We start from the raw sequence: 11484 nt of genomic DNA on the forward strand, positions 1-11484 counted from the left end.
CCAAAAAGCCGACCACCCATGAATCATTGAAAACGTGATTCGAGAATCCTGTTGAGACGATCCATCTAATAAATCTGCCAAAGTAGTGCTAGTCGCTATCGACGCGGGTATCCCGGAACTCCGCTAGCCCGGTGCACGGCGAAGGGACGTCGTTCAGACCTACCAATCGAAGCCCGAGAGATTAGTTTCTCTCATCCACTATGGCTGCTGTGGCTGCGCATACCTCGGCGTCGCTCTGGTGTGCTTAAGGCGATGCCGGTTGCCTCTGCGTCGGGATAGTCCACGGACATCGCGCATGTGGCAAGAACTATATTTCCTATCATCGTGCGGCCCCATTGCGATCAGACGTTCACTCCCTACTTCCTAGAGAGGGTCCGGAATAGAAGTCAAACCCACCTTTCGCGAAAGGTTCGAGAGCGGAGGTTGGCTTTCAATTCAGGCAGCATTCGCGACTGTTTGGTTCAGCCGATTGCTTCCCCTCTATTCTTTTCTTTGGCCTCGTGATTCTGGGCGCCGTCATTTGGTGCTGGTGACTTGGATGGATCTCGCGATCGAGAGTTGCGCAGGTAACCTTTCGAGCGCAAACGAGATTGGAGGCGTTATGGCCGTCACATCCCGTAGAGACTCCGTCGTTTTCAAACATAGCTTCTGCATCGAAGGCATCGATCGGCCGTTTCCACCCGGTACCTATGAGGTAGTAACCGACGAGGAGGAAATCCAAGGTTTGTCGTTCCTCGCGTTCCGCCGGATAGCGACGTCCTTCAGAGCGACCGATTCGCGCAGAGCGCGTTTAACGACCGAGGCGTTCGATATTGATCCAGATGATCTGAAAGAAGCCTTGCGAATAGACGCTGTAGTCGAGCTAGGCGATGGCTTGTCCGGCTAACCGGACGGTCCTAAACGGCTGAGAATTTACCGGAGTTGTTTGATCATGAATCGCGATAATGAAGTTAGCCCCGGCGGTGTGCCCCCAGTCAGGAACGCACCAGACATCGAGAAGCTGCTAAAGGTCCATGATTTGGTGGCTGAGTTGAGCCATTGGAATGGTGATGACCAAGTGGTGTTCCCATCCACCTCAGATGGCAGCGCGCTGCGTTTCTATTGTTTTCGATCACCCGAGGCCGGAATCCTTGAGATAGATCTCGGCGACTAGCATTAGATAGGCGACAGCGGTTCGCTGTACACTTGATCGCCTAATAACGGATGGAGGACGCTTTGGGCGATAAGGTTCGTACATTCGTAGACTTTTGGATTCAATTTCACATCCGTGCCGAGGGTTATCAGGCGAAAGGGGACACCAGGCTCGCTAGGGCGCTTGCTCGCAAGTGCGTTGAGATGGCTCAAACGGAGGGCATATCAGCTAGCGATATCGAGGCTGAGTTCGGTGATATCATCGAGTACGTTCACTGGCAGATCAAACGCGTAAACGACGATTTGGCCATGAGCGTGAGGGATATCGATAGAGCAAGTATCCGACGTATCGATCAACAGCTCGAAGAAGGGTTGATCGACTCCTTTCCGGCGTCCGATCCTGTAAGTGTGACGCAGCCCAGCAAGTCCAGATTCGAAGCTCGCTAACCGCAAAATCTCTCAAAGGCTCGGCGCAGTGCATTTATCAGCTGAAGGGTATCCAATGACTTCTGTGCGCAAAACTATCCTGGCATTATCTGCCGTAACCGGCGGCGCTCTAGTCCTTACGTCCTTGACCGCTTCGGCGGGAATCGTTTGTTCGGAAAACGTGTGCTGGCACACACCGGATCAGTACAGCTACCCGCCGGACGCGAGGATCGTCATTCACGACGATAGTTGGCGCGCCGACCCGCATGTCGTCTTCCGCGAACATGAGGGGCGAGGTTATTGGAGGGGCGACGAATGGGTGACTTGGTAACAAGTCTGCAACAGCCGTGAGAAATGGCCTTCGCTTGGTGAACGAGCTCCGAGTTGAAAGGGCTGATAGATCGCTAGCCTCGCCGAACGCTTTCAACACCACCGCGTCGGAGAATTCACCGACGGACGGATCTCAGGTGCGACTGCCAACGTCTTTCCAAATGGCCTCCGGGCGCAAGTACGCTCCGCTCCGCCTTATGATCTGAGATCCCACGCCACGTTCTGCGCGTCAGTTGCTTACGCTGATCAGCGCAGCATGGAAATCCGTGCCGGAGCGCCCTCGTGTAAGTCTGTGCTGGCAACATTATTGAACACTATCACCGCGCGATGAGGCCTTGCATCGGTAACTGCGTTTTTGAGGCAGCCCTGCCGTTGTTCCACTTTAAACTCTTGAACCGGAGGCAAGCTGGCTGCCCGAACCGTTGCAACGTCCTCGGCAGGGAAGACGTTGCTTGAGGCTGTAAAATTCGGTTGCGTTCCGCCGGGCGATATCCAGGTAACCGAACTGATGAATAAGTTGTAATGACCGTCGCTTGGATGATATCATTATGTGCCGGACTGATGCCTAGTCTTCGTCAATTCGCTATCGGCTTTGTTTCCTGCCCTTTCAGCAAGCTGCAGACAGTTATCTTCGTTTTCGCGAAGTGCTTTGAATCTTGGGTCATCCGCAGACACCGCCTCAGGCAGGATCATTGCCTTACCGACGTAAAGCCTACCTGGATGCCGGTGCTTGGGGGCTGCCGGTCAGCTGTAAAACCTCGTATCAATGCCTTGTAATCGCGGGCCAACGGCAGCGTACGGTGGAACAAATATTTCTTATTTCGCATGCACCCATTGCGATCAGAGTCACAGGCCCCACTTCCAGCGAGCACCTAGAAAATTAGTTTTAGGTTCGTTTCCGGAAGGAAACACCATGTCCGATACACCGATCGCTCCCACTGAATCCCCGAACACTGCACCTCCGGGCGAGGCCAAACCTACCGCTCAGGACAACACGCGCAATACCAGACCCTTGCCGGAAGCTCCGAAGCAGAAATAGCTGTCCTTGAATGGCGCGAGGGAGCCCGGCGCGTGCCGGGTTTTCTTTTTCGGGGGAAGTTATCATGTCAATTTAGACATCATTTCGCTTTCGAGACTGGCCCGTATTGCCTTGGCTTCAAGATTTCCTGGCTCCGTCATTTTGGCATTGATGACTGATGATTCTTGTCCGCTCACTGTGAATTATGGGCATCGGTAAGCCTGCTCACGGGCACGCTTCGGATTACGAAATCTCGCATTATGAAGGCGATACAAACTTCACTCATCCTTAGCAGATAGTAACGCAATCATAACTCATGACTACCTCAAGGTGCCGCGTTCACGCCAACGCGAAAATAGCGGAACAAGTCGCGCCGCCCGAGCGCTGAGATTGATCCGGCCACCGGCAACGAAAAGAGAGCTTCTATGAATGAGACATCACTGCACGAAAGAATCGCCAACGCGCTCGTTGACAACGCCGTCAACGACGGTTTTCAAATCTCCATCAGCAGTGGAGATAAAACGGTCGTTAGCCGATCACGAAATAGCGCCGAGATCATCAAAGCGATGTTTCATACCGATATGGACACGCTCACGCTTAACGTCGAAGAACGGCGCGTTGGCATCGTCACTCTAATGTACGACACCGAAAAACCCGGGCTCGAAGTAATCGGCGACCACACCGACATCCCACACATAAATCGTCTCGTCGAACACACCATGAAGGAGTTTGAGAAATGATCTCTGCGCCGAACCTGCAGGGCACTTCCGAACATACGGCTTGGCGAGGAGGGTTCGCGAAGTCTGTGATGGAGATAACATCCTGACCACCCATGCTCCGCAGGTCTCATGGGAACGACCTATGCGCCACACGAGCTGCGCTGCGCCGATCGCTCGTCACGTCGACGACTATAAGAATAGCCGCCTACTGACGCGGCATCACTTGGTTAATCGTCGCGCTTGTCATTATGCCCTCGGTGGCGAGAGCGCTTCGATGGTTTGATCGTTTCCCCAATAAGTCAATGCTGTCATGACCGCCCAATCAGACCTAATATTCAGCTGAAAAATGACCTAAATCGTCTCGTTGCCATGACTTACGCGTGACATTTGCCCATTATCTCGGTGCCTGAAGTTCTGTCGACGTCGCTAGCGATCAGATCATTTATGGTTTCTTCGGTTCCGATGTACTTCTCCTAGGTTACTGAGAGAAGGGACTGACCGGGGAAGCGTTCTTGGGAGGCGCGATCTATTGCATTGGACCGTCAAGCTTGCGCCGCTTTGGCTAACTGGCCGCTACTAGCGCCGAAGAATTCTCCCGCCCGAGCTATTACTTTCCGGCGCGACCAATCCGGGTGCGGTGGATTGTCCAGCCCACCAATCCCCTAGCGGCTTCCGTTGCCCCTATCCGGGTTGCAGATCGGGCTCTCGTCCGCTGGCGGCACACGAGCGAGCACCACAATTGAACATTATCAACATCCACCCTTTCCGCCTCGACTCACGCTATCGTGCTATGAAGACCTTGTATCGGCAGACTTTGTTGCCACTTGTAACGGGCGATAGCGTTTATTTGGCCGCAGCCCTGAAGTGACGAATGATGGGACGCGAGCCTGAACGATCTGCATGCCGATTTATCAGGCATCCCTATTCAGCAGCGACGTGAACTGACGGCGGAGACTCTTTAGAACGAGCTGCTTGACGAGGAAGCGTTTACTGCGGACTAAGATTCGCAGCCCTCTATGATGACACCACGCGATCGTTGCATCGAACAGGCGGAGCGGATCATGGCCACACGAACGCGCCGAGAGACAGTTTACTTCAAGCATCCATTCAAGATGCAAGGAATCGATCGCCTGTTGTCCGCAGGCCCTTATGAAATCTTAACAGACGAGGAGTTGATCGAAGGACTGTCGTTTCCCTGCTATCGTCGCGTCTCTACCATGATCATGGTGCCGGCCGCTGCCTCGTGCACGGCGGCGATAGAGATGGTGTCCATTAGTTCGGTCGATCTGTCCAATGCGCAGCTTAGGGATGCGCGTGCGGCTTGTGATCCCTCCTGAAGGTCAACCGGATCCCATCACGGCAGCGGGGCGAACGTGACATCGGGGCGCCAAGTAACAGGTGCGCTCGCTACAGTGAAGGAAACAATCTCATGACACTGACACGCGGAGCCTTTGATAGGTTTGAATACGATCGGATGGTCGTGCTGTTCTCGATGATGAACGACGAGGTGGAAATCCCCTGCGCCATCAGCACCGACGCGCTCGACAGCATGGAAAATTCTGGACGCATTGCGCCTGCCCAGCGCGCTGCTCAGTTCGAGCGATTGCGCGACCGGATCGAGGCTTGCGCGATCCGCAAGTTTCAATTGTCGGAATTCGAGGGCAAGCCACCCGGTCTCATCCTGCGCACCACCGACTTTCGCTGACGGGACGCCGAGGTGTGACGCAGTAGTCGCTTTCACGTTATCGACGGCAATGACGGTGAGGTTCATCGCTCGAAAAGCAGCCGGTCGGGATCCTAGTCCCTCTTAGCCCACCTATCCACGCTCCTTCACGAAGCCGAGGCGGGGTTCGTTGAGGATTTTGGAGATGGATGATGTCATGGAAGCGGCCTCAGAAACCCGATGTAGGATCCTCTGCCGAAGTTTGACACCGCCATCTCGGTGTGGCGACGCATCCTCTTCCCAGGGTTCAATACTGACATTTTGCACCATGGCATCGCGTCCGGATCGACGGGCATTATCACCTCGTCCACACGCATCTTACGACCATCGCGCGCGATCCATTCAGAGCCAATCACAGGTATCATCTCCCTCCTAGTCCGAACCCATGGCGTTTTCGGGGTTCTTTCAATGAATCAATCAATGCGCGATGACCTTCGACCTCATCCGGTGTCATGTTTTGAAAATCATCTTCAGAAAAAGCTGGAGCGGCTCGAATAATAATTTTGTCCGATTCACCATCAAAATATCAGCCGCGATCTGTCGTTAAACCAGTATCAGATAAGCTCATCAAACTTTTGGGTGACGATATGCCCCGAATCGCCACCAGCTAGCTCATCCTGCACTTCTTCGATCTTAACTGCATATCCGCCTGCTTATTTCGCATTGAGAAAATCCTGCGCCTTTCCCAGCAGACTGCAGTTAGCGTGGGAAGATCGTGCCCGACCCATCTGATAAGGGCAACGATCTTCATCGCATTCAACGCGCTGTAACGGAAGATTTTTTGACGGTTGGACGAGCGCAGCAGTAAGCCCGTCCCGGCGTGCATTAGGCGTATTGCATCGCAATTTGTCGATCGTGCGCTTACACCTCGGGTTCAGCACGGCGGCGAGAGGTTAAGCTGCATGAGTACCGTAGAGAGCATATACGCCAATCTCGGCAAAGCGATTGCCCAATGTCACGGGCCCTCCGGTCCATTGCAAGCCAAGTCCGTTCAGACGCTCCGCCGGATGCTTCTCGATCACGGCGAGACACATTCTTCATCCCGCTCCGCACGATCGTGAAATCACCTGGAAATAAACGCTCTAACGGCGGCTGGAATTCAGGCGTCAGTGATCTTCAGAGGTTGAGGGTATCAGAGGTAAAAGTGGGCTAGTGCTCAATTCGCCAAAAGTTATTGCACCATCGGTTTTTTATCGAGGGCTTTCTGGCTGGAAGGGCGCGCCGCTTCGAGGTGCTCTCCGAGCAGCACATCCAGTTGTTCTTCGAGCGCTGTAAGTTCGGCTTTGTTGAGGCTGATGCTAGCCGGGTCGTCAAGTCCTATCGAAAGCCCGCGGTTGACAGCAATCTTTCGGCGCAGTTCGTCGCATTCGCTGCACATGGTGCGCTCCGTAAGAGGCGGGAGCTCGCGCTGCTCTCAGTCATCGGCGGATGCCTCGAAAGGGGCGATGATGGCTGAACCTACCATTTATGCACGGCTTCCGGCACAAAATCGTCAGCCGCGGATCGGCAGGTTTCATTCATCGTTCTGACTTAATTTGATTGTTCCAGTGGCCTCCCTGGGGAGCACGGCCCTGCGGGGGCTTTTGGGGGCAAAAAGCTGCGGGACCGTGCTAGAGCCCTCCGGGGGGAATGGGCCCGTCGCGCTAATATGTACGCCTGATCAATCCTTGTAAGCCCCTTGAACGGGTTTTGCCGCGACAATGCCTGAGATGTGATGTCGCATCGCATCGCGCTATTTTCCGAGACAATGCATCGCTCGACGGCTCTCAGTGCACCGTCACTTCTTCGATAATAATGATGACCTGGCTCGTGTCAGGAGGGGTGCTGTCGTTGCACTCGCACGGCATCCCTTCGCTACACGCGCAGCCGAGCTCGTAGTCAAAAGCCTTGCTGGAATGGCTCTCGCACACCCAGCTGACGCCGCAGCATACGCGGCAGTTGCCAATCATGCCGGATCGCTCCTCTGCTTCTCTTCGGCCCGCAGTTCCTGCGAGGCCCGCTGTTCGAACTCGTTGTCCCTGCCTTCGGGGAAGCCCGCCTGCTGCCACAGCTCAAACGAGCGGCGCCGGACCTGCGCCTTGGTGGGGTTCTTCATGCTGCTGGTTCTTTGATGGGAGGGATCCTGAGGATGCGGCGCTAGGAATGCTGCCGCGCCTACTTCGGCGGCTGCAGTTCGGGCGAGCTCGCCCACGCCTCGATGTTCGCGGCTGTCTCGGCCTGCCGGATTTTCTTCCGCAGCTCGTACTCGTCCGCGCCGCCCGGCGCAGCGTTAGCCTCGTAGCGCGCGCCCGAGATGAAGGCTGAAAGACGGTCCTGGAACGATGTGGCCTGCTTGAAACGACGCCCGATCTGCATGGCGCTGCTCCTGTCCGCGAGAGGAGGGCGTGAGCGCGAGCGGCGTTCTCATCACCGATATAAGCCACGATCCGTGCGGTGATTAGCCATCATTGCACATCCGGCAGCGGAAGTTATGCGCACTAGTGGACGGAGAGTTCACAAGCGCTTGAATGCTACGGGCCCCTTTCCCTTCTTCCACTGCGCCCAGCGCGCGCCCGTGCCGCCTTCCAAGGGATGCATCCATTCGCCGCCGAACTTGCGTACAGAACATCTCCGCGTGCTTAGAACCGCTCCCACGCCTCCTTAAACTCGCTCTTGGCTTCATCCAAACTATCGGCGTCGCCATTGCGCGATGACGGGATCGGGAGCGGCGGGTTCACGTTCCACTACCACCTTTCACCTTGCCAGGACCGCTCATCGACACGCCTGATCGTCCCGATACGAAGATCCCTAAGGAAGATGAAATAATGGTGATTCATCTGGTCGTCGGCGATGACGGTTGGCGGAGCAGGTTATGCGAGTCAGGCTCAGAAGGCGCTGCTCTCATCGTTCCAGATCTGAGGTCGCCTCATCATCGACGCTCGATCCCACGGTTGCGATCGATCTGGTTCAGGACCTTTCACATTTTGTCGCCAGCGGCCTGAGAGCTCGATGCGGCCCGACCAAAGTGAACGACGAGAGCGAGTGGATTATCGTAGTAGAGGCCGAGCTCAGACTGCAGCCGCCACCCGCCGGTCGAGCCGGCGAGTTTGAAAATCTACTCGGCCGTCGCGATGCGCGGGTTGAAACATTTATGCCGCGCCGGAGGCGTTTCGGCCTTCGACCGTATTTTCGAGGTTCCTGCAGAAAGGACTGGCATTGTCGGGCGAAGCGAGCATTGCTGTGGCGTGAGATGGCCTTTGGATCGGCCCCGCAGCGCAACATCGCTGACGGGGCCGTAGATGGTGCGACGCTGATGTCGCATCATTCGGAGGGCCTATGCAGAAGTCATCCCGCAATCGGAAGCCATCGAAGCGCAACGGGCGTGCCAAGGCCGGCATTGCGGCGAAACCAGCAAGAAAAAAGTCTCGTCCGGTGGGGAGACCGACGAAACGACGTCCAACGCTTCCCTTAAGCTCGGCTCAATCGGGCGGCGTGGTCAGCGTAACTGCTGAAGCCAACAAACGCGCGAACAAGCAAACCAAACTACTCGATCTTCTGAAGCGCCCGGCTGGTGCAACCATTGCTGTACTAACGGAAGCGTCGGGTTGGCAGCAGCATTCCGTGCGTGGATTTTTGGCCGGCGTGGTTCGCAAGAAGCTCGGGCTCGAGTTGGTCTCATGCCTTGAAGCAGATCAGCGCATCTACCGCGTCATTGCAGCGAAGCAGGCCTGACGATGGCCGAAGTCTCGCAGGGCGAGCTCGCGCGTCGTCGCGATCTCGGTGGTCGGCCACCGCAGTCTCGTGGTCGTCGCTCAAGCCGGCCCGCGCCGGCGCATCTTCCGAAGCATCTGCAGACAGCCATCGTAAGCTATCGGCGACAGGCCGATCAGTCGGGCGACCTCAATCCGGCAATTCGCCAGTTCCTTGATCGGATGGTCGAGAAGGAGACACCCGACTCCGTTATGGCCAAGCTCGCGGCCTTCGACCGCGGACAGGTCGAGTTGAAGGCCGGCACCATCCTGTCCCGTGAATGGGACGGCATCACCCACCGGGCGATCGTCGGTCACGATGGCTTCCTATGGGACGGGGCGATTGCCTTCGCCATCACCGGTACCCGCTGGAACGGCCCCCGCTTCTTTGGGCTTGCGCGACGTAGTGGCACCAGTACGCGCAACGATAATAAGAAACGTGTGTGCCCAACTGATCGATGACCGGCAGCCAAAAAAGCTGCCTCACTTTGAGATGAGCAGAGTCGAAAGGGGACCGCAAGTTACGAGTGCGATTCGACACTCGCGATGAAATGCGCAGAGCGGTCTGAACTATCCGGATAGGGCGCTGTCTCGCCCACGCCGGGTTACCACAGGACCTATGATGAGGAATACGAAGCCTGTGTCTGAAGCCTCGGACTTGAAAACGTGACCTCTCGCAACGAGACAGCGGAGAGCAAGGTGCGTGATCTGGATCGGCTGACTGAACCGGTCTGGGCATGTCGTATCAGCGGCATGGCTGCGAGCATCTTGTCATCACTCGCAGACAGAGCATCCCAGGGTAAAGCAGGTCATCTACGGGTCCATGGGTTATCGATCGGAACGTCGGAGCCCACGCACAGCCGCCGGTCGGTAGCGGGCCGGCTAGCCCTTCGAAGTCGGGAGATGGCGGGGCGTGGGGGCGGAGATCCCGTAGTAGTCCGAGGTCGGGAAAGCCGGCCACATGGCGAAGGGGATCAGGTGCCAGGTGGTTTTGCGACGAAGGAGGAATGAGCAGTGGACACTGTTTATCAGGCCGACAAAGTCTGGCTTCTCGACATTCAACGCAAACTCTACACGTGGAGTCGGTCCAACCCTGACGATGCCTGGCGGGACATGTGGAACTGGGTCACCCAGCCACAAAACCTCCGCCTTGCATGGAGACGGGTCGCGAGCAATCGCGGCGCGCGCTCATCGGGGGTGGACAAGGTGACTGTCAAACACATCGAGACGCGCATCGGCGTCGAACGCTTCCTCACCACGACACGGACGATACTGCTGGATGGCAGCTATCGCCCGCAAGCGGTACGACGCGTCATGATTCCGAAACGCGGAAGGCCGGGCCTATTCCGACCGCTGGGTGTGCCGACAGTGCAGGATCGCGTCGTTCAAGCTGCGCTCCTGCAACTGCTGGAGCCGATCTTCGAGGCGATGTTCCTGACCGTCTCGTATGGCTTCCGCCCAAAACGGGCCTGTCGCGATGCTTTGGAGCATATCCGCAACGCGATCCGACCGACCGGGCAGAAGACCGAAACCGATTGGCCCCGTCCACCCTATCAATGGGTCATTGAAGGGGACATCAAAGGATGCTTCGACAACATCGATCACCACCATGTCATGACATGCCTTCGCCGGCGTGTCTCGGACCGGAGAGTGACACGACTCGTCAGAGCCTTCCTGAAAGCGGGCGTGTTGTCCGAAGGTTCGCTCGTGCGAACCAAGGCCGGGACCCCGCAGGGTGGCGTGCTCTCGCCCTTGCTCGCCAACGTCATGTTGGACGGCATCGAGCGTCGGTACGCCAAGTACGTCGTGCCTCGCCTCACCCGCGATGGCAAGCCGTATGCCCGCCCCGGCAATGAGCTGCGCAAGTTCCGCCACTATGAGCGCAAGGCGGGACGCGTGGTGTTCTTGCCCATTCGATATGCCGACGATTTTGTGGTGCTCGTCAACGGGACCGAGGAACAGGCCCGTGCCGAAAAGGAAGCCTTGGCTGTCTTTCTGCGGGAAGAGATGAAACTCACGCTCGCCCCGGAGAAGACGCACGTCACCTCGCTCACCGAGGGCTTTGAGTTCCTCGGTCATCGTGTCCGGCTACGCTGGGATGACAGGTGGGGCTATAGGCCTCGCGTCGAAATCCCCAAGGCCCGGGTCAAAGACTTCCACCACCGCATCAAGCAGCTCACCACCAGAGGGCGTTCTCGCCTGTCCTTCCAGGAGGTCATCGACGCCCTCAATCCGGTCTTGCTCGGTTGGGGACGCTTCTACCAGCATTGCTACGGAGCCAAGCAGGTGTTTGCCCACATCGATCATTATGCGTGTGTGCGTGGCGGTGACAAAGTAGGCCACGGAGCGCCGGCGTGATGTCGGTGCGGGCGGAGTAAAAACCGTCCAGTGGCTAGGTTGATCCCTTTG

Annotated in this window: 13 protein-coding genes; 10 read left to right on the plus strand and 3 right to left on the minus strand. The window is 56.7% G+C overall.

From position 1 onward, the window contains the following. Positions 1 to 601 precede the first annotated feature (601 nt). From GGQ85_RS21005 to GGQ85_RS19800, 7 genes are all read left to right on the plus strand, one after another. Positions 602 to 886 (plus strand): hypothetical protein, encoded by a 285-nt coding sequence (locus GGQ85_RS21005; RefSeq protein ID WP_374708934.1) that lies wholly within the window; start codon positions 602 to 604, stop codon positions 884 to 886. Between the two features lie 45 nt (positions 887 to 931). Beyond that, positions 932 to 1153 carry a hypothetical protein gene (locus tag GGQ85_RS19775; protein WP_309775949.1) on the plus strand — a complete coding sequence of 74 codons (222 nt, stop codon included), beginning with the start codon at positions 932 to 934 and terminating at the stop codon, positions 1151 to 1153. 62 nt (positions 1154 to 1215) lie between these two features. After that, positions 1216 to 1578: a DUF768 domain-containing protein gene (locus GGQ85_RS19780; RefSeq protein ID WP_309775065.1), complete on the plus strand. Its 363-nt coding sequence runs from the start codon at positions 1216 to 1218 to the stop codon at positions 1576 to 1578. 1222 nt (positions 1579 to 2800) lie between these two features. Then, a complete protein-coding gene (locus GGQ85_RS19785) occupies positions 2801 to 2926 on the plus strand; it encodes a hypothetical protein (protein WP_274533940.1) in 126 nt (41 codons plus the stop codon). A 404-nt stretch (positions 2927 to 3330) separates the two neighbouring features. Next, entirely contained in the window at positions 3331 to 3645 is a 315-nt protein-coding gene (locus GGQ85_RS19790) for a hypothetical protein (protein ID WP_309775950.1), read from the plus strand. A 1040-nt stretch (positions 3646 to 4685) separates the two neighbouring features. Beyond that, the gene (locus GGQ85_RS19795) at positions 4686 to 4961 is read left to right on the plus strand and encodes a hypothetical protein (RefSeq protein WP_309775951.1); all 276 of its coding nucleotides are present in this window, start codon (positions 4686 to 4688) and stop codon (positions 4959 to 4961) included. A 92-nt stretch (positions 4962 to 5053) separates the two neighbouring features. Beyond that, positions 5054 to 5329, plus strand: coding sequence for a DUF1488 family protein (locus tag GGQ85_RS19800; protein WP_309775952.1), 276 nt, complete (start codon positions 5054 to 5056; stop codon positions 5327 to 5329). Positions 5330 to 6518: 1189 nt separating this feature from the next. On the opposite strand, the gene GGQ85_RS19805 is transcribed toward GGQ85_RS19800, so the two are convergent. The 3 genes from GGQ85_RS19805 to GGQ85_RS19815 form a co-directional block, all read right to left on the minus strand. Beyond that, a complete protein-coding gene (locus GGQ85_RS19805) occupies positions 6519 to 6725 on the minus strand; it encodes a hypothetical protein (RefSeq protein ID WP_141385145.1) in 207 nt (68 codons plus the stop codon). 567 nt (positions 6726 to 7292) lie between these two features. After that, entirely contained in the window at positions 7293 to 7442 is a 150-nt protein-coding gene (locus tag GGQ85_RS19810; protein ID WP_141385142.1) for a DUF2934 domain-containing protein, read from the minus strand. Between the two features lie 59 nt (positions 7443 to 7501). Then, entirely contained in the window at positions 7502 to 7702 is a 201-nt protein-coding gene (locus GGQ85_RS19815; RefSeq protein ID WP_309775953.1) for a hypothetical protein, read from the minus strand. 960 nt (positions 7703 to 8662) lie between these two features. Here GGQ85_RS19815 and GGQ85_RS19820 point away from each other — a divergent pair. The 3 genes from GGQ85_RS19820 (at position 8663) to ltrA (ending at position 11433) form a co-directional block, all read left to right on the plus strand. Continuing rightward, a complete protein-coding gene (locus GGQ85_RS19820) occupies positions 8663 to 9058 on the plus strand; it encodes a DUF3489 domain-containing protein (RefSeq protein ID WP_309775954.1) in 396 nt (131 codons plus the stop codon). Positions 9059 to 9060: 2 nt separating this feature from the next. Continuing rightward, the gene (locus GGQ85_RS19825) at positions 9061 to 9537 is read left to right on the plus strand and encodes a DUF2924 domain-containing protein (protein WP_309775955.1); all 477 of its coding nucleotides are present in this window, start codon (positions 9061 to 9063) and stop codon (positions 9535 to 9537) included. Between the two features lie 552 nt (positions 9538 to 10089). Next, positions 10090 to 11433: a group II intron reverse transcriptase/maturase gene (gene ltrA / locus GGQ85_RS19830; protein WP_309775956.1), complete on the plus strand. Its 1344-nt coding sequence runs from the start codon at positions 10090 to 10092 to the stop codon at positions 11431 to 11433. Positions 11434 to 11484 lie beyond the last annotated feature (51 nt).

Origin of the sequence: Nitrobacter vulgaris (genome assembly GCF_031453995.1) — a bacterium.
GTDB lineage: Bacteria > Pseudomonadota > Alphaproteobacteria > Rhizobiales > Xanthobacteraceae > Nitrobacter > Nitrobacter vulgaris.

Coding starts and splice junctions, on each gene's coding strand:
- GGQ85_RS19795 (WP_309775951.1), top strand. CDS start 4,686: ATGGCCACACGAACGCGCCGAGAGACAGTTTACTTCAAGCATCCATTC.
- GGQ85_RS19790 (WP_309775950.1), top strand. CDS start 3,331: ATGAATGAGACATCACTGCACGAAAGAATCGCCAACGCGCTCGTTGAC.
- GGQ85_RS19820 (WP_309775954.1), top strand. CDS start 8,663: ATGCAGAAGTCATCCCGCAATCGGAAGCCATCGAAGCGCAACGGGCGT.
- GGQ85_RS19785 (WP_274533940.1), top strand. CDS start 2,801: ATGTCCGATACACCGATCGCTCCCACTGAATCCCCGAACACTGCACCT.
- GGQ85_RS19805 (WP_141385145.1), bottom strand. CDS start 6,725: ATGTGCAGCGAATGCGACGAACTGCGCCGAAAGATTGCTGTCAACCGC.
- GGQ85_RS19810 (WP_141385142.1), bottom strand. CDS start 7,442: ATGAAGAACCCCACCAAGGCGCAGGTCCGGCGCCGCTCGTTTGAGCTG.
- GGQ85_RS19815 (WP_309775953.1), bottom strand. CDS start 7,702: ATGCAGATCGGGCGTCGTTTCAAGCAGGCCACATCGTTCCAGGACCGT.
- GGQ85_RS21005 (WP_374708934.1), top strand. CDS start 602: ATGGCCGTCACATCCCGTAGAGACTCCGTCGTTTTCAAACATAGCTTC.
- GGQ85_RS19825 (WP_309775955.1), top strand. CDS start 9,061: ATGGCCGAAGTCTCGCAGGGCGAGCTCGCGCGTCGTCGCGATCTCGGT.
- GGQ85_RS19800 (WP_309775952.1), top strand. CDS start 5,054: ATGACACTGACACGCGGAGCCTTTGATAGGTTTGAATACGATCGGATG.
- GGQ85_RS19775 (WP_309775949.1), top strand. CDS start 932: ATGAATCGCGATAATGAAGTTAGCCCCGGCGGTGTGCCCCCAGTCAGG.